This window comes from Marivivens niveibacter (assembly GCF_002150005.2).
Lineage (GTDB): Bacteria > Pseudomonadota > Alphaproteobacteria > Rhodobacterales > Rhodobacteraceae > Marivivens > Marivivens niveibacter.
The window spans coordinates 141,437-164,342 of the sequence record NZ_MSPP01000005.1 but is presented as its reverse complement, the minus strand read 5'-3'; the positions used below and the strand labels follow the sequence as shown (position 1 = coordinate 164,342).

Genomic DNA, 22,906 nt, shown 5'->3' with positions numbered 1-22,906 from the left:
ATTCGCCATTGCGCAAGAAGCAGGCGAGATCGACTTGGTACGCTCAGGGCTGGAAGAGATCATGACCCGCGCTTTCGCGGATATCATTGGGTATTAGGTGCAAGGCAAACAGGTGTCTCTGCGCACAATAGCTTACGCGGTGACGATCGAACGCATTGCAGGCTATTATCGCGCTATTGGGCTTTGAGATTTGTGGACACCTGCCTTGTTCAGTTGATCAGCCTGTTTTCGAAATCAACGGGCGTCGGTACGCCTTCACGAGTGCGTACTTCATTTGATGAAATACCGCTTCGGCAAAGCCACAGCGCAGTGACCAATTCCGGTTTGAACGGCAACTAGGGGTCTTGCGCGAACGCATAATCTACATCTGAGGTAGTTTGCGATTGTCTCGCGTTGCCTCGACCACTTTCGCGATGCGCGTGGCCCTTGTCTGGGGCGTTTTCGCGATCTTGATCCAGCGTAGCACATTACGTTTATAAGAGGGAGCGAAAGCCTCCCAAAGCTCTTGATCCAACGTCTCTGCAAGATCTTTTGGAACTATGAGCGCGTCAACATCGTCAAAGAAAGACCAAAGTCCAGACTCCTTGCCTTTTGCAACCATTGCCTCGCCAGCTGGATGCATAAGGTTGTCGCTACGTAAGCGCTCTACTCTGTCCTTATATGACTTTGACCAAGCTTGTTGCTTGCGAACGGTGATTAGTTGAGCTGTTCGGTCATCATCCACGACAAACCGCCGCCCATCAATCCAACCATGGGCAATGAGTGCATCTAGCACATCTTCGCGACTAACGTATTTATCGGGATGTGCTGCCTTCCACGTGATCAGCTGAATGCTGTCTTCGAGTGCGTGGTTTTCGGCGAGCCACCCCCAAAGCTGGTCAGTTGATGTAACTTCTAGGTCCTTCATGTTCCTGAAGGTAGATGTGGCTTATCGACAGTCAAACCTGCCCGACGAACAAAGCCTTGGTGCTTGAACTCTTCCTTCGGCAAAGGCCCGCTATGCGCGCTGTGAGCGCAGCAACTAATTGGCGCGATCAAAGGCGGCTCTGGGTCGATAGTGAGTGCCCTAAGATTAGGGCGGAAAGAAATCTTTCGCTGCGCAAGTAACGAGCAGAGGTAAAGCGCAGTAAGCAGCTTCTAATTCTATTCCTGGAAATGCATTGCTTTATGACGCAACAAATGAAGTAGCATCATGAAAGTAATCCACTACCTGTGATAGAATTGTTATAATAGATGGTAGCTAAATGGTGGAGCAAGGCGCCCACCAAGAGTTAATGGCCCTCAACGGGATCCACTGAGATTTGAATAAAAATTAATAGGCATATGCGTTTCAGATTATACACTTTTCTCGTTTTTTCACTTTTGTCTACTAACGTGCTTTTGGCGAAAGAAACGACGCAGACGGGGGTAGTCTCCCAAAATTTGGTGGTCATTTCTCCATTTAGAGAGAGGGAGGCATCTTTGATGATCTCCAAGTCGATTGCCCACGAACTTTCAAAAACAACGGACTATCGCTTTGTTCTTGAAGGTTTCACTTTGGATCAAACCAACGTTGCAATCTATCTTTTGAATAATTGGTCAGAAATAAATCTTGTTCCTCAGGTCACAGATCATCCGGGTTATAATCTGGATCTAAATGCAGATAAACTAAGGTATTTTTATAGCGAGCGTGAAAACGGACAATCGTTGCGTCTGTATTTCTTTATTCTGCAAGGGGCACCGATCCCTACTGTTCAGTGTTTGTCAGAAATTGTTGCCTTCACGATGCAAACGGAATTTGTTGATGGGCCGAACGCCATTCCGAATAATTGCGATTAACTGAGGCACTAAAGTCAGAGCTTTATGAGCCCAAGGTTCCGCCGCGCTGCCACAGGACCGCGTCGAGCCCATCTTGCAGAAGTTCTGCACTGCTGCGAATATCTGTTGTTATAAAAATTGGAAAGCCTGTCGCTGATGAAATGCACCGCGGTTGGAAACGTAAAACCAGTACTCGCTATGAAGTATCTGATGCTCGCGTTCTTGTTGGCTTTCAGCACGCCTGCAAAATCCCAAACCACTTTAGATGGGCTGCAGATTGGTACTGGCTCCGAATTGTCGATTGTTCTGTTGCATGGCGACGAAGGCAATGGCGGTGATCCATTGAGCTATTTCGCTTTTGGTGCCGATATCGCGCGCCGCATTCCTGAAGCAACTGTCCATATGTTACTTCGTCCTGGATACCAAGATCCGTGGGGACGGCAAAGTCCCGGCGAAAATTTCGGACGCAGAGACCAGTACACTATTGAGAACGCGAAAATTATTGCAGAAAATCTCGACCGTATTGGCCAAGATGCGCCTATCGTGGCTGTCGGACATTCGGGAGGCGCGGCGCAGCTAGCGCTCGCGCTTTCTTTCGGAAACGCCGTTGTTGACGAAGTAATTTTGGTGGCTTGCCCTTGTGACCTTGCCATGTGGCGAGAACTGAACCCTCAGTGGCCAGAGGATACGATTGTTCGCTCTGTTTCACCGATGGATTTCAACCCATCTAATGCAACTCATGTCACTATAATTTCTGGCAGCCAAGATTCGACCACGCCATCTGCACTTAGTCAAAACTATGCCAAGCATCTGGACAGTTTGGGTATATCCAACAAACTGATAATTGTGCCAGACGGAGATCATTCCGGTAATCGCGCCCTATCGACAGCATGGCTGACCGCAATTTTCGCAGCCCGCGAAAGGCTCGCAAATTGAGATCGCTGCGTACGAATTCCCACAATAAGCAGACGTTGGAATTAGCACTTAGTCCGCACTGCTGACCTTAGACAATTACCGGTTTCCTGAAGGGATAATCAGTTGCGAAAGAGGAGGCCAAGTTTCAAAGGCTGATATCATTGCGCCCCTAAAACCAGCTAGCCAACATGTAATAGAGTGGCATTCCAAGGGTGAGGTTGAACGGGAAGGTCACGCCAAGCGCTAGGGTCAGATAGATACCTGATTTCGCATCGGGCAGCGCCAAACGCATGGCAGCAGGTACCGCAATGTAGGATGCCGATGCACTTAGAACCATCAATAGGAACGTTCCGCCGGTCGATAGGCCAACCAATTCCGCACAGATCAGTCCGAAAAGGCTCCCTACAATTGGCATCACGCATCCGAAGGCGAGCAGCCCTCCAGAGATATCCTTGCGGTTTTTCATCAGACTACGTCCGGCCGACAATCCCATGTCCAAAAGGAAAACGGCCAACACGCCGGTGAAAGGCACGACGATAAAGGGGTGTAAATCGTTGAGGCCGGATTCGCCTGTGATTGCACCGATTGCAAAGGATCCAACCAACAGCACAATCGAGCCGTTGCCAAGGATGTGCCGATAAAGCGTGGAATCAACCGTCGCCACCCCGCCTTTGCGCGCCGCAATCCACAGGGCGGACATGATGGCGGGCACTTCCATAACAGCCGCTACAGCCACGAGGTAGCCTTCGGACTGAATGCCACGTGCGTCTAGCAGGCTGACCGCTGTGACGAAGGTAACGATAGAAATCGAACCGTAATGTCCAGCAACTGCGGCGGCGTTCAACCCATCCAGCCGTGTCATTAGGCGCAAAAGCCCATAGGCCGCGAAGGGCAGGACAAAGGACAGAACAATCCCGGCCCCCAACGATGCGACAAGCTGGGCATCAACCCCGCTTTTGGCGACGGCCGCGCCACCTTTGAACCCGATGGCGAGCAGTAGATAGATCGACATAACCTTGGCTGCGCCTTCGGGGATGGACAGATCGCTGCGAGCCAACGCAGCGATGAGGCCGAGGACAAAAAAGAGGATCGTTGGCGCGAGCAGATTGCTCGCGAGAGCCGCGATTGAAAGTTCCATGACTGTCCCTTTGTTTTTTGTTTATTCAGCAGCGGTGGAAACGGATGCCGATCTTGGACTCGCGGTACGTAGCACCGCAAAACCCAAGGTACCCGACAGGATAGATCCAGAGATCACACCAAGGCGAACAGCGTTCATCGTTTCATCCGCACCAAAGGCCAGTGACCCGATAAATAGGCTCATGGTGAAACCAACACCGGTCAGACAGGCCACGCCGTAAACATGGCGCCATTCGACCCCCATGGGCAGTTTGGCCAAGCCGCTTTTCACGCCGATCCAAGTAAAGCCCAGAACACCCAATTGTTTACCAATGAAAAGGCCTGCGGCAATTCCCAAAGGCAGCGGTTGCAGAAGGTCCGCGAGGGCGACGTTTTGCAGGCTTACGCCAGCATTGGCGAAGGCGAATATTGGCAAAATCAGAAATGCGACCCAGTAGTGAAGACCTTTTTCCATGCGATGCAGCAGGGTCTTTTCGTGATCGGGCGCCTTCATCGGGATGGTCAGTGCAATCAGCACACCGGCCAGCGTTGCATGAACACCAGATTTCAACACACAGACCCACATAAAGATGCCGATCAGCACATAGGGTGCTGCCTTTCTGACGCCCATACGGTTCAGCGCGGCTGCCAGCGCAAATCCCAGCATCGACAATGTAAGAGCGTTGGTAGATAGCTCTGACGTGTAGAAAACAGCAATGATGATAATTGCACCAAGGTCATCAATGATCGCAATGGCCAGCAGGAAGATTTTCAGCGTCACGGGAACCCTACTACCCAATAGCGCAAGGATACCCAGAGCAAAAGCAATGTCAGTTGCCGTGGGAATAGCCCAGCCGTTCAGGTTCTCTGGTGTGCCCGCGTTGATCGCGAAAAACACCAATCCCGGCACCAGCATACCGCCGATTGCAGCCAGAACCGGCAGCAGTGCCTTGTCAAAGCTGGATAATTCACCGGCAAGCACCTCTCGTTTGATCTCAAGGCCGACGAGGAAGAAGAAGATAGCCATCAACCCGTCATTGATCCACAGCAGTGCCGGTTTTGCGATTTCAAAACTCCCGACACCCACCGTGATGTAAGTGCTTAGGAAACCTTCGTAGATGGGAGAAAGCGCCGTATTGGCGGCGATTACGGCGAAAACGGCAACCCCCATCAGCACAAGGCCTGCGCTGGCCTCCATCTTCATGAATGCTTGAACATGGTTGAGGGTTTTTTTCATTGTGGTCTCCGGGTTTGAGCAGGGTCCGCCATGTTATCGTTTGAATTTAATATTAAGTAAAATATATGCTAACTATCTTTTAAATAGGTAAAAGCTATATGAGACCTACCCTCCGCCAACTCGAATATATCGTTGCCGTGGCCGACACGGGCCAAGTGGGGCTGGCCGCTGCACAATTGAACGTCAGTCAGCCCAGTCTGTCTGCTCAGTTGGCCGATGTCGAAGCCGACCTTGGCATCACCTTGTTTCAACGCGGCCGTGCAGGCGCCAAAATCACCCCAGTCGGAAAAGAGATCGTCCGGCGTGCGCGCCAGATTTTGCACGAGCTCGAGGATCTACGCGCAGCGGCGCAGGGGGGCGGTATCTTCCAAGGACGCCTGCGCCTTGGGGTTCTGCCCTCAATTGGCCCCTACCTGCTACCCGAGGTCGTCCGCCGCCTGCATGCAGAGCACCCAAGTTTTCGCCTGATCGTGCGGGAAGAAAGCACCCGAGACCTAAGCGAAGGGCTACGCAGCGGTCGATTAGACATGATCATCTCGACGCCCGAAGACCACCCGGGCGCGCGCAAAGCACATCTATTCAAAGAACACCTCTGGGCTGCAATGGCACTCGACCACCCTTTGGCGCAAAGCAATTCGGCTTTAAGAATTGGTGACTTGCGAGGGCAGACACTTCTTACGTTGGGTTCAATGCACAGACTCTCTCATATCGTTGCGGGTCTGGCTGCGCGTGCTGGCGGCCGGGTCTCTGATGAATATGAAGGCACCAGCCTCGATGCGATCCGCCTAATGGCTGCTACCGGCGCGGGCATTGCCATACTGCCCAGTATCTATGCCGCGACGGAGGCACGGCGGGGCACCGATGTCAGCCTTTTAGCTATCAGCGACACAGCCGCAAACCGAGACCTCGCGCTGATACAACCCCAGTTGCCCGAACCACGGCCCGGTAGCGAAGTCTTAGCCGACATTCTTCGTCACGAAGCGGAGACGCTAATGAATAGGCCAACGGAATAATTCCACCATTTTCAAGGCCTGCATGTTCAGCACGACCCTACGCGATTACTTTGTCTGTCCTCTGACTTTGTCTATTGCACAATTCGCGTTGCTGCAGCGAATTTGATCCGTCACGATTGATCGGACCCGCCGTCCGTTAATGCTCGGGCTTCTAGGATCAGCTCTTCTGTTTCGCGTACGGCCTTTGCAGATCGGGCTGCTAGGTTCTGCACAGCGGTTGCAACAACGGCAAAACCTTTGCCTGCTTGACCAGCATGGGCCGCTTCGATCGCAGCGTTAATTGCAAGCATATCGGTTTGCATCGAAATGTCGTCCATCACTTTGATGACGCCATCAACGCGGTTAAACAGCTCGCTTGATTGCGCGCGCGCTTCGTACAGTTCTGTCTCATCCTGCCATTCGACAAAAACATGAGCCAGAGCGCCATCAGCGGTGAATTCGGGGGTGGCTCTGAACCGCAGGTGGCAGTCACCAATCGTTAACGCTGCTGTGTGCGGTTCTACCATTTTTGCAATTAGGCGTCGCTGAATGCCCGGGTGCTGGTGGAAACTGTCTATGTTTTTACCAACAACAGAGTCTGCGCTGAACCCTTTGATGTACTGCGAAATTGGTTCTTCGATCCGACGAAACATTTCAATCGCGGATTTGTTGGCGAAAACAATAATCAGGTTCGCATCAGCGACCATTATCGGATTTCCTAAACGATCAAGATCTTCGAAGCGTTTGGTGGAGTGAATGGGGGAAAGATCGTTCATCGTTTGGCCAATCGTTTTTAGTATGGTTAACCTAACGGCACTTTGTGACCTCGTTTTAGTTTTTCCCTTATGGGGCAATAGTTAAGGGGTCATTTCTATTTTTTGAGACAAAATGAATTAAAGTTCCAAAACGATCAAATTTTAGGGAACTGAGGTGGCGGATGGCGGTTGGTTAACTGTCCGCATCACTTTACGGGCTGATTTTTATAACCAACCGAGACCTTATGAGTTTTACAAACGCGCCGCAGGCGACCCCGATTTCGGCCCATGCAAAAGGGACAACACGTCATTTAAAAAACGCGATACCGCCAGCTGCGCGGCACGTCCGAGGTTGGCGGTATTTTGCGGGGCTATTCGGCGGTGAACACATTGCCGCGACCGAATTTGTGATCGGGATTACGTTCGTCACGATGGGTGTTGGCGCGCGCGAACTATTACTGGGTCTGCTGTTGGGTAACCTAATGGCCGTGATCAGTTGGACATTGGTAACAACGCCGATTGCAGTTGAAACGCGCCGGTCATTGTTTGCCTACCTCGAACAGATAACGGGTTCGTATTTCAGTAAAATCTATAACACTGCCATCCTTCTGTTCTACGGCGCCTTGGCGGCAGCAATGATCACTGTATCGGCCTATGCTGTTCGTTTTGCACTTGGATTGCCCGTGCAATTAGCTCCTTATCCGACATCATTCGCGTTCATTCTGGTGACGCTTGCGTTAGGAGCTGTGGTGATTGTGGTCGCGGCTCGTGGGTTTGAAGCGATGGCGAACTTTGCAACGATCTGTGCGCCATGGATGCTGGCCTGTTTCATATGCGGCGGTGCGATTGCGCTGCCGATGCTGGCGTTGCATGTGACGGGTGACACTGGTTTTGACGGTTTGTCCGGTTTTCTTAATATCGCTGATACGTCGATCTGGCAGGGCACAACACCCGAAGGCGAACCAGGTATTACAGTTTGGGAAGTCGCCGCATTTGCGTGGGCGAATGGAGCGATGGTGCACCTAGGCCTGATCGATATGGCAACCTTCCGCTTTGCCCACCGCAAATGGTATGGCGTTTTCTCTGGCGTCGGCATGTTTCTGGGCCACTACATCGGTTGGATCGCAGCTGGACTGATGGGTGCCGGTGCGGCCGTTGCGCTGGCGACCCCGCTGATGGCGCTGGATTCGGCTGATGTTGCCTATTCGGTACTCGGTTTAGTTGGCATACTTGCTGTGATTTGTGCCGGTTGGACCACGGCAAATGCCTGTCTATACCGCGCGGGTTTGGCTGCTGCGACCCTAATGCCATCCTATTCGCGTGGTAAAGTCACTGCGATCGTGGGCGTGTTCATCGTCATTGCAGCGTGTTTCCCCTTTGTTGCGCAGTCGGTGATGCCGTTGACAGTCTACGGTGCAATTCTGCTGTCGCCTGTCGGAGCAATCGTTATTGCCGAACATTACCTGCTGCCGAAGCTCGGCATGACACGCTATTGGTCCCGCTATCTGGGTCAACCTTTGAACCCAGCGGCGCTGCTGACGTGGGGTGTCGCGCTGGCTTTTGCTGTTTTGATGATAACGACTGGCGCCATGAGCTTCTACTTCATCTTCCTTCCTGAATATGTCATCGCCCTGATCCTTTACCCCTTCGCCGCAAGCCTGATGGGCGCGCGTGACACGTGGCCGTCGGACGAGGCACATCAGGCAGAGCGAGAGGCCATCTTGACCCGCTTCGAAGAAAAGCGTTTGGCCGAGCATTCAGAGGATTTGGAAGAAGATCCATCGAATGAGCACACTGCGCGTCTGGCAAAATGGTTGCTAGCCGGAGCAGGCGCGGTTCTAATTTTCATGATCGCGTTTGCCCTGCGCATCGCGTTCACCGCACCAGATCCAATGGTCTTGGGCACAATGCTCGAGGACTTCTTTCTGATCGCCGCGGCATTGACTGCAATTTACTTTCTTTTGGCAATGGCAGCAATGAGCGCAACTGACGGACCGGATGGCGACGCGCAGTGAACCTTGCCAAAACGAGTGGGTAGCCCAACCTGGCTACCCACCTTACTGGCTTTGGTCTACGCACCGAGATGCGGCGAAACAAAGTGCAGCCATTGATATCTAACTCTCGTCCAACAGGTGCTTTTCAGATCAAAATTCATGACTAGCAAATAACGAGATTAGCTCTTGGGCGAGGGTTACCAGTCGGTCGGGCGTTGACGATGTTCTTGAACAGTTAAGGCGAGCGTCCTCAACGTCGTCGAAACTGGCCTGCCGCGTTTTGATCGGTTCACATTTTTTCTTAGTTCCATTGGAGACCAAATTGGTTGCTGAATTTAAGAAAACTTAAAGCCCAAAAACTTATCAACCTGTTTTTGTTGAACAAAAACATTGGTTGCAGGGAGTTGATCTAAGCCAGAATTACAGACAAATCGGGAAGACGTGTATCTTCAATGGGCCTACAAAAAGCACCGATTAATGCCCCATCAAATTGAGTAATTTTTTGGGCACGCTATTAATTTTGGGTCTGCGTTTTTAATACATCGCAATTTGTTTTGTTCAATTTGTCTCCCGTAGCGAGCGGGCGCAAACGCGCCCACGTGAGTATCATGATCATGGAATGAACCACCGCTCCTAGGTAGCAGCACCATCGTTAGTTATTCAAAAAACGTTAGTCTTGGGAGCTAAAAACCTAGTCTGCATTAAAGGGCGTGTGGCTGCCATTTGCTGCGGGCGTAATAATGAATTTGGTTTACGCAAGTAGCAGTCCCTAGGGGCTCGAGGCCCAATGTAAGCAAGTTGGCTAGTATCCGAAAAGATTGACTCGTTCGTGCTGCCATGCGTATCGTGTCCGGCAACTACCAAGTTATGGTGCGAAGCAGTCTTTTAAACTCTTTCGTGTTCCTTTTATGATCAGTAAATCTTTTTCGCTATTTTTTTGAATTCATTTTTAAAAGGAATTCCACGTGGCACGAAAAGCAAAATTCGACAAAGTCTTACCCGGTGGTTCTGCAAATGACATGCTGGATCAACGCGATCCAATAAATAGCGTCAAAATTAACGGTGGCGACGGCAATGATTTTATCTGGTCCGGCCTTGGGGATGATCGCATCAATGGCGGCGACGGCGATGATACGATCGACGCGGGATCTGGCGATGATATTATTTTTGGAAATGACGGCTGGGACACTGTAATTTTTGCGGGGTCGATACTCGATTACACTTGGGCGGACGGCAAGGGTAACCGGCTATTCGTGTCAGGCGAAGATGGGAACGACGAGCTCAAGCATATCGAAGTTCTACAATTTGGTGATTTCACTTACCTGACAAACGGTAACAATGGGCCAGTTTCTGTGTTGCGGACGCAGACCATGTCCACTCTCGAAAATGACGATCTGGTTGTCGACGTTGATCTGTACGATTTTGACGGGGACGTTATCATGCTCGACAGTTTCGATGTCACAGGCGATGGTTTGGTTACCGCTGCTGTAGGCGCGCCGGTGCAAGATGCGCTGATGGGCACCAGCACAGGGGTGTCATTCACGTTCGCGCCCGGTGATCTTTATGACTATCTCGCGGTCGGCGAAAGCACGACCGAAACCATCACACTGACGTATTCGGACAGCAATGGTGCCCAAGAAACCGTATCCCACAGTTTCAATATTGAGGGTGTGAATGACGCTGTTGTTGTCACATCGGCGGCCCAGGCCGGCGTGATCACAGAGGTGTTTGATAACGGCCAAGATGAAAATAACTTGGTACATTTAGCAGGGGACACGATCGTTTTCGCGGACCTGGATTTGTCGGACACACATACGGTGTCATTTGCCCCCGTTGACGACCAAGGAGACTATCGCGGAGATTTCAGCGTTACGCTTGTCGACGACACAAATGGTGGCGGTTTGGGGACTGTTGATTGGGCTTTTGCGATTGACGACAGCGCCCTCGAGGATCTTGCACAAGATCAGATTCTGACTCAGGAATACTCCGTTACAATTGATGATGGAAACGGCGGAGCCACGACCCAGAGTGTCACAGTGACGCTGGTTGGTGAGAATGATGGCCCAACGGCGAATTCAGACACAGCGACGACGCTCGAAGATCAGGCCGTCACCATCGACGTCTTAGCGAATGATACGGATCCTGACACTCTGGATAATTTGCAAATCGTGTCAGCGACCGCTGCTTCTGGGGCACAGGTTACCATTTCCAATGGGCAGCTTGTTTATCAAGGAAACGCGAATTTTAGCGGGACTGACGTTATCACCTATACAATCAGTGATGGCCTTGCCCAATCCACAGCAATTGCGACAGTTAACGTAGAGGCAGTCGCGGATACGCCTGAGCTCACGGTCACAACGCGGTCTGGCACTTCGCCCGCGCAAACCATCATACAAGTGAGCGCAACGGTCGGTGATTTAGACGGTTCAGAGATCCTTGATCGTATCGAATTCTCGGCGACTGATGAAAATGGGCAGCTGGTGGATTTGTCCGCATATGGCATCGAGCCGATGTTTGATCCTGTCATGGACGGCGACACCATCACGCAGGAATTCGTGCTGAGTCTGTCCCCTACGGAATCCCATAATTTCGATTTGCAGGTTACTGCAGTCGCCCGAGAAACCTCGAACGGGGATGAAGCCACAGCAAGTGAAACGCTCGAATTTGAAACGGTTTATTCTTCGGTCAGCGTTAACCCTTATTTCAATTTGACCAATGGGTCGATCTGGTCAACAGGTAACGCCTTTAGCGCGTCGGGAACCTATGATTTATCCGCATCCCTGGATGAGCACGGGCAGGTCGTCGTCCCAGTATTGGGACCTCTGAACTGGACGGTGGCTGGGGTTGGCCTGACGTCGCATTTCTCGGCTGACATTTCCGCCATCACTGAAATCGACGTTGATCTGAGCAACTCTTTTTCGATCTCTGGTGGGGCTGTGGACGCAGGCCTTCAGTACCACGGAAATATCGAAAGCTGGTACAATGCGACCAACGACGTTTTGAGCATTCAAACGTCTGGCGTAGCAGACCCAGCCGCCAGCTATTTCAATGCATCAATCCCATCTTTGGGGTTTGATCAGTCGCTGACGGGATTTGAATTGGACGCCGTAATGCGGTTCGTCTTCTGGGGCTATATCCATTTCCATACAGGGTTCGCCTCCCCGGGCTTGACCATCGACTACGGCAATGTCGGTGCGGGTGTTGATCTGGATTTCAACCTGGATAGTATTTTGGGAGCGGACCCATTTTCGCTGGTAAATTTTGACGGAACGACGTTCTCGTTGCTTGAAGGGCTCTATTCCACGAACTTCTTGTCTTATGCGAACGATTATCTATCCGCATGGGGAACGGCTCCCAATTTTGAAGTGAGAAGTTCGAACTTTTTCGGAGATACACTCACCGGATCCAACTGGCAGACCTTTGCTGGGATCACCTTTGATCTAGACGCAATTGGTGCGTTGATTGCCGGCTATCCAAACGATCCTTTGACGCAAGACTTTTCTATTGGCGTGGCGGGCGTTTCGATTGGCGCGGAAGCGACTGCAATCGACTATTCTCTCGTGAATAACTTGTCATACAGTCAGTCCTTGCAGCTGGATATGGGCGATCTTCTTGGCACTGTTACGATGGAAGACGGCACAGAATTTGATTTTGTATTCGGTGAGGATTTCTTCGTCTTTGACGCATCGCAATATGACGCCAATGGAGACGGCGAGATCAGCTACGACCTTAGCTTGAACAACAACGCTGCACTTTATACCCAAGGGACACTTGGCGTGCACCTTTATGATTTTCTGACGGCGGTCTATGCCAACGTCTATGGCGGTATTAATGCGGGGCCGATCAATGAGAACATCAATATAGAGGCGGGGCCAGCGGTTGAGCTTTCAGGTACGGTCTTGGACGAATGGCTTGCGCACTCAATCTACACTGGGTTTGCTCTGAGTATGGGTCAGGTTGCTGTAGACGACTTCGTATTCGTATAAATCACGTCGCCGCGAAGGTCTGGTTTGAATAAGCTATAATGCGGCGCATGGCGGCATCAGCAATGTCGGCTTTGGGCCTCTCTCAACCTCAGTCCGACTGAATAGCCCCGCGTATTGTGGACGCATTCTTCGCTAACTTTAAGTCAAGGAGGCCATGCTGGACACAGGGAATTTCACATACGATTTCAAGCGCGATGCGGTCGCGCAGTTTGCAGCATCGAGTAAAATGGGCTCGAAGCGGTCCTGCGGCGGCGCGGCGGGACCCGCGCTCTGACGCAACAGAAAGGCGGACGCTGGCGGGCCAAAGCTGACGGTCGGGCGTGCATCCTCGCCGTGGTACGGCTTCCCCGAAGCGGCCGCTTATGGCGTGCTGCAGCGAAATCTTGGGGTAAATATCCTAAGTGCGGACGAGGCTGCCGTCCAGGTCACGGGTCTAATCAATCTTCGTTCAGGACGTCAGAACCTCGGCCATCTTCGCAAACGAAAACAGGATCGCGCTCATCCGTTCGCTGGGTCTCGAGAATAGCTTTCGCTATAGCCGCTTGTCGCTCGAGCATTTCAGCCAAAATATCGACTCTCGGAGCTGTCATACGCTCGTTTATTTCATGGATTGCAACACCGCGAGTACTCGCGCCATTTGATCCATAATTTGATTTCAGTGTTATGGCTTGTTCAATGATTTCCTGCGCAACACTCAATGGGGAACGAACATTTCTACTCATTCAATATGAGGCGATGTGGACCTGAGAAAAGTCGCACGCATCCAGTCCACAACATTCTATCTCACACATTGTGGCGCAGTATTTGGCCAGCGCTTCATGATGTTTCTGCGGGGGTGCCGCGGATAGCACTGGCATACGTTTCATGGCAACTCCAACCTAGCAAAAGTCAAAACCTTTGCATTCAGAATACACGCGGCCTTCGCTTTTGCATTGCAGAAAATCTTTAGCTTTGGGCGGAATGCGGACATTCGCTGCAGTTGCGCAGCCAGTTTCAATTTGCAATTAAAACAGACATGGGTCTGGCGTAAATCTCAGCCCAGTCTACCCGTTCACGCCAGATCACACCCGATGTGAAAATGACGCCGAAGGAATTTATACTTTTTCGTCGCCTCGGCCTAACCACCAATAACGATGATCTATTGTCAGCCGACCTGAATCCCTTGGCTCCACACGCTGCGCGCAACCGGACCTTTGGTTGTGCTTCGCACGCGCAACAAGTCTCCGCGCAAGCCGACCTCCAAACTTCCGCGGTCTGTCAGTCCAGCCGCTTTTGCAGGGTTTTTGGTGACCGTTGCGATGGCGCGCGGGGTGTCGCCCCATAGCTTTGCCAGATGAAATGCGGACAAAAGCAGCCCAGCAGGAACATAGTCCGATGAGACGATATCCAAGAGGTTTGCCTTTGCGAGCTCTTCTGCGGCAACATTACCTGAGTGTGATCCTCCGCGCACAAGGTTGGGGGCGCCCATCATGACAGCGATCCCGTGCGCGCGGCAGGCTTCCGCTGCCTCGACGGTCGTCGGGAACTCTGCAAATCCAACCCCATTGGCGGCAGATGTCGCGACATGATCAGCCGTGGTATCATCATGACTGGCAAGTACCGCACCCAGTCTTTTGGCTTCTTGGACGGCACCGGTTTCATGCGCTTCTCCAAAGCGTTTTTGCAGATCCAACAGGTGCTTCACATGCTCTTCGAAATCTGCATCGGTCATGCCGCGTTTTTTGGAAACATACGTCTTGAGCGCCGTCAGGTCGCGGAATTGTCGCTGTCCGGGGGTGTGATCCATAAGGCTGACGATACCAACGCGGTCATCTGGAACAAAAACAGCGAGTTCTTGGAGCAAGGTTTCCGAACAAATTTCAGCACGCAGGTGTAGGAAATGGCTGATCTTGAACAACCCTTCAGCGCGTGCCGCCAACAGTTCGTTTGCCAGATTGCGGGCATAATCTGCGTAGTTGCCTTTTTTGCCGGAATGGATAGACCCCACGCGCATCGCGTCAAACACCGTGGTAATGCCGGTTGATGCAAGTTCTGCATCATGGGCCAGCAAGGCTGGCAGATGGGGCCAATCTACTTCTGGGCGCGGCTCGATGTGTCGTTCGACATTATCAGTATGTAATTCCACAAGTCCCGGAATGACCAAGTCGCCGCCACAGTCGATCGCATCATTCGGCACAAAGTCACCTTCGGTGATTTCGGTGATCATCCCTTGTTCTACCGTGATTGAGCCAGACAGCACCCGGTCCGGCAAAACAAGCTGAGCATTGGCAAGGATCAAATCGCCTGACATTTTATTGTCATGACATGGTGTTAGGGATGATGCCGAAAAAGGGGAATTCATGTCATACGCTCGCTTTGCAATTTATTACGTTCCGCCCGACGGCCCGCTCGCGGCGTTTGGCGCGGCCTGGCTCGGTTGGGACGTTGTCAGTGGCACAAAAGTGCCGCAATTTGATCTTACGGGTTTGCATGACATTACCATGACACCCCGCAAGTATGGTTTTCACGGTACGCTCAAACCGCCCTTCCGGCTGGCTGAGGGGCAGACGGTTGCTGCGCTGAAAGACGCTGTAGCCGCGCTGGCTGCTGGTCAAAAACCTGCCGTTTGCGATGGTTTGGAACTTTCGAAATTGGGCCGATTTCTTGCGCTGACCCCGCGCGGTGGTGTGGGCGGCCTGCAGCGGGTTGCGGCAGCTTGCGTGCAAGACCTCGACGCGTTTCGCGCCCCTGCGAGCGAGGCGGAGCTGGCGCGCCGTCGTAAGGCCGGTTTGAGCGATCGGCAAGACGCGCTGTTGACGGCTTGGGGCTACCCATATGTCTTGGAAGAGTTCAGGTTTCACCTGACCCTGTCGGGACAGCTGCCCACAGAAGACGTGGCAGGTTGGGCGGACCGCGTCCAAGCGCATCTTCCTGATCTGCCTACCCCTTTTGTTGTCGATCAAATCGCCCTGTGCGGCGAACGCGAAGATGGCCGGTTCGAACTGATTCATCGCTATATGCTCACTGGCTGAATCAGCTTTGCCACGCGCGCGATTGTTTGGTCTAGCGGGCCGTCATTTGAAACCGTTTGGATATTTAGGCCAATCGGTAGTGATTTCTCGGCCTCGGCCAAACGTCGTGCAATGTCGGATGCCGTTTCGCGGCCTCGCGCACCCAAACGCGCAGCCAGCGTTTCGGGCTGAGCGGTCAAGTTCAGAACCATGAAATTCGGGAAGGTATCAGCCCCAGCCCTCAGCGCCTTGCGAGAGAAATTTGCAAGACAAAGCCCACCCTTACCGATTTGATGCCGAACGGTTTGCGGAATGCCGTAATACAATCCATGCGCGCCCCAATGGACGGCAAATTCCCCGTTTTTTGCCATCTTTTGAAACTGGGTTTCTGTTACGGCGTCATAGTCTTCGCCGCCCAGATCGGGCGCGCGTGTGATCACGCGACGCACCAGTAGGACTTCTGGCAACACTTGCGCCACGCCTTGCATGACACTGTCTTTGCCCACACCAGATGGACCAACAACAGCAATAAGGCGCCCCTTGATCATGCGGCGGCTCCGGGTGTGAACGCACTCACGTCAATTTCGCGGTTGCAGACACGGTCGCGAGCAGATTCGTCATGGAATATGCCTATGATCGCACAACCGCGCGCTTTGGCCTCTTCGATCAGGGATAACACAACCTCGCGATTGGTCGCATCAAGGCTCGCTGTGGGTTCGTCCAAAAGCATCGCGGGATAGGCATGGGCGAACCCGCGTGCGATGTTGACCCGTTGCTGTTCGCCCCCAGAAAAGGTTGTCGGTGACAAAGACCAAAGCCGCTGTGGGATGTTAAGCTGCGTCAGCAGGTCCTGCGCCCTTGCTTGGGCGTCGTCGGAAGGAACGCCCAACGCGCGTAACGGGTCCGCCACAACGTCCAGCGTTGGCACACGGGGTACGACCCGGAGGAACTGGCTGACATAGCCCAGCACCTCTCGGCGCAGCGCGATTACCTCGCGCGGTTCAGCTTGGACAACGTTTACATCGCCAATGCAGATCGAACCCGCTTGCGTTAGGTAGTTGCCATAAATCATACGCATCAACGTGGATTTCCCCGCACCGGACGCGCCAGTAAGAGCAACACATTCGCCGGCTGCTACGCTGAAAGAGACATCGTTGATGACTTCGATCACAGCGCTGGATTGATTGTGCAGCGTGAAAGTTTTTGAGACGTTTTTGAGTTCAATCATCGCTCATACCTGCAAAACGGAAGAGACAAGTAGCTGGGAATAGGCGTGCTGCGGGTCGTCCAGTACTTGATCTGTCAGGCCTGCCTCGACCACACGGCCGGATTTCATCACCATCAGGCGGTCAGCAAGCAAACGCACCACGGCAAGGTCATGCGTGACCATGATCGCCGACAGCCCCATGTCGCGCACCAGCCCGCGTATCAGGTCCAGTAGCCGTGCCTGCACCGACACATCAAGCCCGCCAGTTGGTTCGTCCATAAAGACCAGACGCGGTCCGGTCACCAAATTACGGGCAATTTGCAGGCGTTGCTGCATGCCGCCGGAAAAGGTAATGGGACGGTCATCGACCCGCGAGGCATCAATCTCGACACGCTCCAGCCAATCTGTGGCCTTACCACGAATATCGCCATAGTTGCGTTCGCCTACCGCCATAAGTCGCTCTCCGACATTGCCGCCCGCGCTTACGCCCATACGCAGTCCGTCGCGGGCGTGCTGGTGGACAAAAGCCCAATCCGTGCGGCCCAGCATCCGGCGTTCGGGTTCTGACATGGTGACTGTGTCACGCGGCCCATCGGTGCGGGTGTCAAATACAACCTGTCCTTCGTCAGGGGGCAGATGTCCGGCCAAACAATTCAGCAGCGTCGATTTGCCCGAACCGGATTCCCCGACAATCCCCATCACCTCACCAGGGTAGAGGTCGAAAGACACATCTTTGCAGCCGATATGGGCGCCGTAATATTTGGAAATACCCTGAACAGAGAGCAACGGGATCATGCCGCGTCCTTTCCTTTGTGGCCAGCGTTGCGGCGGTTTTCGCAATAGTCTGTGTCGGAGCAGACGAACAGCCGCCCGCCTTGATCGTCGGTGATGACCTCATCCAGATAGCTGTCGATCGCGCCACACAATCCGCAAGGGTGATCTGCCTTGCTGGCCTCAAACGGGTGGTCCTCAAAATCGAGGCTGATGACAGATGTATAGGGTGGCAGCGCATAAATGCGCTGTTCGCGGCCTGCACCAAAAAGCTGAATTGCGGGCATGTTGCCCAGTTTGGGATTGTCGAATTTCGGGATGGGCGATGGGTCCATCACATAACGCTCTTCCACCTTCACCGGATAGGCATAGGAGGTGGCGATATGGCCGTGGCGGCTGATGTCTTCATAGAGTTTCACATGCATGAGCCCGTATTCTTCGAGGCTGTGCATTTTGCGGGTCTCGCTCTCGCGCGGCTCCAAAAATCGCAAAGGTTCTGGGATGGGAACCTGATATACTAGGATCTGATCCTCGGTCAGACGTTCCTCGGGAATCCGGTGGCGGGTTTGAATGACACTTGCATCAGACGTGGCCGTAGTGGTCCTGACCCCAGCTGTACGCTGAAAAAACGACCGGATGGACACTGCATTTGTCGTGTCATCGGCGCCTTGGTCGATCACCTTAAAGGTATCCTGAGGCATAAGCACAGCGGCCGAGACCTGCACGCCGCCTGTCCCCCATCCATAGGGCATCGGCATTTCGCGGCTGGCAAAAGGCACTTGATATCCCGGAACAGCAAGTCCTTTGAGAATGGCTCGGCGGATCATCCGCTTGGTTTGCTCATCAAGATAAGCAAAGTTGTATTCTGTATCGTGAGTCATGACACTGACGCTCTTTCTTGATGAGGATGGTTCGCGGACAAAAGCGCAGGTATGGATCGACGATAGTCGTTGAGCCGCATAAGCGGAGGCCAATCAAAAGCGAGGCTCATAATAGACCTCGCTCTTTCAATGCGCCGCTTAGAGCGTCCGAGCCGGTAAAGTGGATTGCATCCATACCCGCCGCCTTTGCGCCCAGGCAATTGTGTAGACCATCGTCGATGAAGACACAGTGCTCGGGCATGACTTCGGCCAGGTCACACAGAAGTCGATAGATTTCGACGCTGGGTTTGACGACGCCGACCTGACCCGACACAACAGTGGTGCCAAAGACTTCGGCCAATTCGGGATGCACCGAGAGCCCCCGCGGCCACGTCTCGGCCGACCAGTTGGTGATGGCATGCACTGCATATCCGCGCGCCTTGAGGTCGAACAAAATATCCCATGTCCCTGTGATTTTGTTCGCAACGGTGAGGGGATACCGATCCACGTATTGCGCTAGTCGTGCCGCATCTTCGGGATCGGCGATCTGTCGGCTTGCATCGGCAAAACTGGCTCCTGCATCGCAAGCAAAATTAAGTTTCTCAAATCCGATGCGATCCAGAAAGGCGCGTGCACCTTCTAGCCCCAAATCATCGGCCCAAGCCAGCTCGGGACGCCAATCCACCAGAACGGCGCCGATATCAAAAACAACCGTATCAGGTGTCATTCCGCAGCCTCTTGAACTTGGGCAGAAACTGCCTCTCGGCGTAGCTTGCGAACCAGTTCCAGTTCGGATTGGAAATCAACGTAATGGGGCAGTTTTATATGCTCCAAAAAGCCTGTCGCCTGGATATTGTCCGCGTGGTACAGCACGAATTCCGCGTCCTGCGCAGGTGCGTTTTCAAAATCTTCGCCCAGCTCTTTCCAACGCAGGGCACGGTCGACCAGAGCCATAGAAATCGCTTTGCGCTCTGACTGGCCAAAAACCAGCCCATAGCCGCGCGTGAATTGCGGTGGCTCGGTTTTGGAGCCTTTGAATTGGTTGACCGTCTCGCATTCCGTCAGTGTGACCTCGCCGATCTCGACAGCGAAACCTAATTCGGGAATGTCCATTTCGACAGGGACCGCGCCGATGCGAAGCTCGCCCACAAAGGCGTGGTTGCGGCCATAGCCGCGCTGTGTGGAATAGGCGAGGCCAAGTGTGAACCCCTCGTCCGCACGGGCCAGCGCTTGCAGGCGCGACGCGCGGTTTGCGGGCATTTCCAATGGCTCGCGTGTCAGGTCCGGAGGGGCTGTGTCGTCCTGCGGTGACTCTTCTATCAGTCCTTCTTGATTAAGGAATTTGGTCACATGGGGCACGTGGCCCGCGTCCGCTTTGCGCATCGCGGTTTCTGGAACTTCGCCATCGGCGGCCAGTTTAAAATCCAGCAAACGGTGCGTGTAGTCAAAAGTCGGCCCCAAAACTTGCCCACCTGGCAGGTCCTTGAACGTGGCCGAGATGCGTCGGTCGCATGCCATAGCGCCCGTGTCCACTGGTTTCGAACTACCAAACCGAGGCATTGTCGTGCGGTAGGCGCGAATGAGGAAAATCGCCTCAATCAAGTCCCCTCGAGACTGCTTTATCGCAAGCGCTGCAAGATCGGGGTCATAGAGCGAACCTTCCGCCATGACGCGATCAACCGACAGCTTCAGTTGTTCTTTGATTTGCGCAAGGCCAAGTTCTGCGACAGCAGTATCCCCCCGCCGTTCTTCGGCCAGCCACGCGTGGGCGTTTTCAATGGCGCGCTCTCCGCCTTTGACTGCAACGTACATCAGACGACCTCCGTGCTACGTGGCAAGGCCGCCAGCCGATCGCCGCAGGTGAAAATGAAATCAAGTCCCAGTGGGAACATGGCCCGATTGACCTGAAATGCTGCGGTCTCGGGGAGGCTCAGGCTATGTGTGTCCTGAATGCCCGGACCGCGAAGCGTCATGCCGTCGCCTAGTTCGCTGCTCTCGACAATCAGTGTCGCGGAGCGATCAGGATATTCAGAGGAGCCTACTGGATAAGCGTTGAGGGGCATCAAAGCGTCCCAGCTGCCAACCGCAAACATGCAATGGCCTGGGCCAACAAGTGGCGCGCCGGTATGAAAGGCTAGCCAAGCGCGCACCGCGTCGCAATCCACATCGCCCGCAAGGTACAGTGGCGTATCCGTATCGCATAGCGTCAGCAGCAAAGTGCCCGCGGCCTTGGACAAAGGCGCTGGCGGCTCTGCGCTGTCGAGTTGTTCGATTGTGCCCGGGCGCGCCATAGCGTTCATGATGCTGCGAAAGGCATGTGCGGATTGGATCGCAGGCTCGGTAAAGCCGCCAGAAAGCGTTTCGGACTGCATTAATCTTCCCCTCGCGCCATCGTAAAGAATTCAACCTTGGTCGCCGCGGCTTTCGCCGCGCGGGTGGCCTTGGCTTGCTCTAACTCTTTGCGCAGCGGCTCCAGAACGTTGGTACGGAGCATCTCTGCCGCATCCGTCTGCATCAAGGCATCGACCAAAGCTGCGGCCTCTGCATCCGCTTTGCTGCGGCCTTGAATGTAGGCATGACCGACGGCGCCGCTTTCAATGGTCAACGCGCAACGTGTGACAGTGATTTCGCCAAGGTTAAACGGCGCACCCGTTGCACCTGCACGTCCCCGAACCATCGCACTGCCAATCTCTGGCGCTCTGAGCCATGTAAACGCCGGACGTTCGATCGCCCCGTCCAAAAGCGCGCTAACGCGGCCATTGGGAGCTTTGGCCAATAGACTCATCCACGCTTTGCGATCGGCGTGTTCATCGAAAAAGTCTTTCATCTCGACAACTTTTCCATTTGCTATACAACTATACAAATAATATCGGATTCGTACTCTGAAGACAGAAAAGTTTTGTGAATTTTCGATGACAGGTCCCTGATGAAAACGCCCATTTGGAAAGACATCTCTAATGCTCTAAGAGCGGACATCGCCGATGGGCGATATCGCCCCGGAGATAAGCTGCCGACCGAAGCCGCACTTGCGGAACGGTTTGGTGTCAATCGGCACACGGTGCGCCATGGGCTGTCGAGTTTGGTCGAGGAAGGCCTTGTGCGGACTCGGCGCGGCGCGGGGGCATTTGTTGCGGCAACCCCGGCCGATTATCCAATTGGTAAGCGGGTCAGGTTCCATGAAAATCTGGCCGCTGCGGGACGCAGGCCGGAAAAACGAGTCCTCCATGTAACCGAACGTCCTGCAACCGCAGGCGAGGCTGAAGCTCTTGCTCTTTTTGAAGGAGACGGAATTTGCGCCTATCACGGCCTATCGCTCGCAGACGGACAGCCCATCGCTCTTTTCGAAAGTTTGTTCCCTTTGAAACGCTTTCCAAACATGGCCACGGTGGTCGTAGACAAAAGCAGTGTGACAGAGGCCCTGAAAGCTCAGGGGGTCGTTGACTACACCCGCGCATCTACGCGGCTGACCGCCGTTCGAGCCACCGCAACGCAAGCCTTGCATTTGCAAATCTCCGAGGGTGATCCGGTTCTGCGGTCAACGAGCGTTAACGTGGATCTGAACGGCACGCCCATTGAATACGGGCGAACATGGTTTGCGGGTGACAGGGTTACTCTTACTTTTTAACAAAATTTTGTCGTTTAGCAGTGGGGTCTAGAGCAGGTCAGCCTTCATACTTCTCCAAGAACGCCTCAGCCTTAAGCGACCGAAAATCTTGCAATGCCGAACGCAACGCGTCATGCGGCCAATCCCACCAAGCCAATGCGATCAGGCGATCGGCTATGTCACGAGGCTGGCGCAGTCGCAGAACCTTTGCTGGAGTGCCCGCGACAATTGTATAAGGTTCGACGTCTTTTGTGACCACGGCACCAGAGGCAACGACAGCGCCGTGGCCCAAAGTCACTTCTGGCTTGATCATCGCACCAGCCCCGATCCAAGTGTCATGCCCGATGTAGGCGGTGCGGGATCGGCGGTGTTCGAAAAATGCCTTATCAGATCCGGCATCGTCCCAGTAATCGCCTGATCGATACAGGAAGTGGTGGCATGCAGCTGTATGAAGCGGGTGGTCTGTTGCCCCGATCCGGCTAAAGGCCGCGATATTGGCGAATTTGCCGATCTGTGCGTTGGCAATGTCGGCATAGCGGTCACAATAGCTATAGTCACCGAAATGCGAATTGTTCACGCGGCTGCCCTTGCCGATCTCAACAAAGGTTCCGAACGTGCTGTCGGTAATTTCGCAATCAGGATGGAAAAAGGGCGATTTCGCTGTCAGTCGTGCCATAAAAAT

General features: G+C 53.5%; 22 protein-coding genes. 7 read left to right on the top strand and 15 right to left on the bottom strand.

The features are described from left to right. Window positions 1–361: 361 nt before the first annotated feature. Window positions 362–907 carry a YdeI/OmpD-associated family protein gene (locus BVC71_RS13505; RefSeq protein ID WP_086452214.1) on the bottom strand — a complete coding sequence of 182 codons (546 nt, stop codon included), beginning with the start codon at window positions 905–907 and terminating at the stop codon, window positions 362–364. A 554-nt stretch (window positions 908–1,461) separates the two neighbouring features. Here BVC71_RS13505 and BVC71_RS13500 point away from each other — a divergent pair. Both BVC71_RS13500 and BVC71_RS13495 read left to right on the top strand, forming a co-directional pair. Continuing rightward, window positions 1,462–1,818 (top strand): hypothetical protein, encoded by a 357-nt coding sequence (locus BVC71_RS13500; RefSeq protein ID WP_165767777.1) that lies wholly within the window; start codon window positions 1,462–1,464, stop codon window positions 1,816–1,818. A gap of 177 nt (window positions 1,819–1,995) precedes the next feature. Beyond that, entirely contained in the window at window positions 1,996–2,733 is a 738-nt protein-coding gene (locus tag BVC71_RS13495; protein WP_165767776.1) for an alpha/beta hydrolase family protein, read from the top strand. Window positions 2,734–2,881: 148 nt separating this feature from the next. On the opposite strand, the gene BVC71_RS13490 is transcribed toward BVC71_RS13495, so the two are convergent. Then, window positions 2,882–3,850 carry a sodium-dependent bicarbonate transport family permease gene (locus BVC71_RS13490; RefSeq protein ID WP_086452211.1) on the bottom strand — a complete coding sequence of 323 codons (969 nt, stop codon included), beginning with the start codon at window positions 3,848–3,850 and terminating at the stop codon, window positions 2,882–2,884. A gap of 21 nt (window positions 3,851–3,871) precedes the next feature. Further along, the gene (nhaA, locus tag BVC71_RS13485; protein WP_086452210.1) at window positions 3,872–5,065 is read right to left on the bottom strand and encodes a Na+/H+ antiporter NhaA; all 1,194 of its coding nucleotides are present in this window, start codon (window positions 5,063–5,065) and stop codon (window positions 3,872–3,874) included. Window positions 5,066–5,163: 98 nt separating this feature from the next. On the opposite strand from nhaA, the gene BVC71_RS13480 reads away from it, so the two are divergent. Further along, a complete protein-coding gene (locus BVC71_RS13480; RefSeq protein ID WP_086452209.1) occupies window positions 5,164–6,078 on the top strand; it encodes a hydrogen peroxide-inducible genes activator in 915 nt (304 codons plus the stop codon). A gap of 110 nt (window positions 6,079–6,188) precedes the next feature. On the opposite strand, the gene BVC71_RS15610 is transcribed toward BVC71_RS13480, so the two are convergent. After that, entirely contained in the window at window positions 6,189–6,833 is a 645-nt protein-coding gene (locus BVC71_RS15610; RefSeq protein WP_086452208.1) for a methyl-accepting chemotaxis protein, read from the bottom strand. Window positions 6,834–7,057: 224 nt separating this feature from the next. Between BVC71_RS15610 and BVC71_RS13470 the strand changes: the two genes are divergently transcribed. Both BVC71_RS13470 and BVC71_RS13465 read left to right on the top strand, forming a co-directional pair. Then, window positions 7,058–8,827: a purine-cytosine permease family protein gene (locus BVC71_RS13470; RefSeq protein WP_086452207.1), complete on the top strand. Its 1,770-nt coding sequence runs from the start codon at window positions 7,058–7,060 to the stop codon at window positions 8,825–8,827. A 944-nt stretch (window positions 8,828–9,771) separates the two neighbouring features. Further along, window positions 9,772–12,792, top strand: coding sequence for an Ig-like domain-containing protein (locus BVC71_RS13465; RefSeq protein ID WP_086452206.1), 3,021 nt, complete (start codon window positions 9,772–9,774; stop codon window positions 12,790–12,792). Window positions 12,793–13,514: 722 nt separating this feature from the next. On the opposite strand, the gene BVC71_RS15665 is transcribed toward BVC71_RS13465, so the two are convergent. Together BVC71_RS15665 and BVC71_RS13455 are read right to left on the bottom strand one after the other, a co-directional pair. Then, window positions 13,515–13,649, bottom strand: a complete 135-nt coding sequence (locus tag BVC71_RS15665) for a DUF6331 family protein (RefSeq protein ID WP_420845607.1) — start codon at window positions 13,647–13,649, stop codon at window positions 13,515–13,517. A 287-nt stretch (window positions 13,650–13,936) separates the two neighbouring features. Further along, entirely contained in the window at window positions 13,937–15,082 is a 1,146-nt protein-coding gene (locus BVC71_RS13455; RefSeq protein WP_086452204.1) for an alpha-D-ribose 1-methylphosphonate 5-triphosphate diphosphatase, read from the bottom strand. 49 nt (window positions 15,083–15,131) lie between these two features. Between BVC71_RS13455 and BVC71_RS13450 the strand changes: the two genes are divergently transcribed. Continuing rightward, entirely contained in the window at window positions 15,132–15,803 is a 672-nt protein-coding gene (locus tag BVC71_RS13450) for a DUF1045 domain-containing protein (RefSeq protein WP_086452203.1), read from the top strand. Here the strand turns inward: BVC71_RS13450 and phnN are convergent. The 8 genes from phnN to phnG form a co-directional block, all read right to left on the bottom strand. Beyond that, on the bottom strand, window positions 15,785–16,330 hold the full coding sequence (gene phnN / locus BVC71_RS13445) for a phosphonate metabolism protein/1,5-bisphosphokinase (PRPP-forming) PhnN (RefSeq protein ID WP_086452202.1): 546 nt from the start codon (window positions 16,328–16,330) through the stop codon (window positions 15,785–15,787). The genes BVC71_RS13450 and phnN overlap by 19 nt on opposite strands. Then, on the bottom strand, window positions 16,327–17,010 hold the full coding sequence (gene phnL, locus BVC71_RS13440; protein ID WP_086452201.1) for a phosphonate C-P lyase system protein PhnL: 684 nt from the start codon (window positions 17,008–17,010) through the stop codon (window positions 16,327–16,329). Before phnL ends, phnN begins: the two co-directional genes overlap by 4 nt. Window positions 17,011–17,013: 3 nt before the next feature. After that, window positions 17,014–17,784: a phosphonate C-P lyase system protein PhnK gene (phnK, locus tag BVC71_RS13435; protein ID WP_086452200.1), complete on the bottom strand. Its 771-nt coding sequence runs from the start codon at window positions 17,782–17,784 to the stop codon at window positions 17,014–17,016. Next, window positions 17,781–18,641: an alpha-D-ribose 1-methylphosphonate 5-phosphate C-P-lyase PhnJ gene (locus BVC71_RS13430; RefSeq protein WP_086452199.1), complete on the bottom strand. Its 861-nt coding sequence runs from the start codon at window positions 18,639–18,641 to the stop codon at window positions 17,781–17,783. Before BVC71_RS13430 ends, phnK begins: the two co-directional genes overlap by 4 nt. Window positions 18,642–18,747: 106 nt before the next feature. Beyond that, window positions 18,748–19,347 carry an HAD-IA family hydrolase gene (locus tag BVC71_RS13425; RefSeq protein ID WP_086452198.1) on the bottom strand — a complete coding sequence of 200 codons (600 nt, stop codon included), beginning with the start codon at window positions 19,345–19,347 and terminating at the stop codon, window positions 18,748–18,750. Further along, the gene (locus BVC71_RS13420; RefSeq protein ID WP_086452197.1) at window positions 19,344–20,432 is read right to left on the bottom strand and encodes a carbon-phosphorus lyase complex subunit; all 1,089 of its coding nucleotides are present in this window, start codon (window positions 20,430–20,432) and stop codon (window positions 19,344–19,346) included. The genes BVC71_RS13425 and BVC71_RS13420 overlap by 4 nt, the downstream gene beginning before the upstream one ends. Continuing rightward, on the bottom strand, window positions 20,432–20,992 hold the full coding sequence (phnH, locus tag BVC71_RS13415) for a phosphonate C-P lyase system protein PhnH (RefSeq protein ID WP_086452196.1): 561 nt from the start codon (window positions 20,990–20,992) through the stop codon (window positions 20,432–20,434). Before phnH ends, BVC71_RS13420 begins: the two co-directional genes overlap by 1 nt. Continuing rightward, on the bottom strand, window positions 20,992–21,447 hold the full coding sequence (phnG, locus tag BVC71_RS13410; protein ID WP_086452195.1) for a phosphonate C-P lyase system protein PhnG: 456 nt from the start codon (window positions 21,445–21,447) through the stop codon (window positions 20,992–20,994). Before phnG ends, phnH begins: the two co-directional genes overlap by 1 nt. Before the next feature lie 99 nt (window positions 21,448–21,546). Between phnG and phnF the strand changes: the two genes are divergently transcribed. Beyond that, window positions 21,547–22,245 carry a phosphonate metabolism transcriptional regulator PhnF gene (gene phnF / locus BVC71_RS13405; protein WP_086452194.1) on the top strand — a complete coding sequence of 233 codons (699 nt, stop codon included), beginning with the start codon at window positions 21,547–21,549 and terminating at the stop codon, window positions 22,243–22,245. Window positions 22,246–22,282: 37 nt separating this feature from the next. On the opposite strand, the gene BVC71_RS13400 is transcribed toward phnF, so the two are convergent. Then, window positions 22,283–22,900, bottom strand: a complete 618-nt coding sequence (locus tag BVC71_RS13400; RefSeq protein WP_086452193.1) for an LbetaH domain-containing protein — start codon at window positions 22,898–22,900, stop codon at window positions 22,283–22,285. Window positions 22,901–22,906 lie beyond the last annotated feature (6 nt).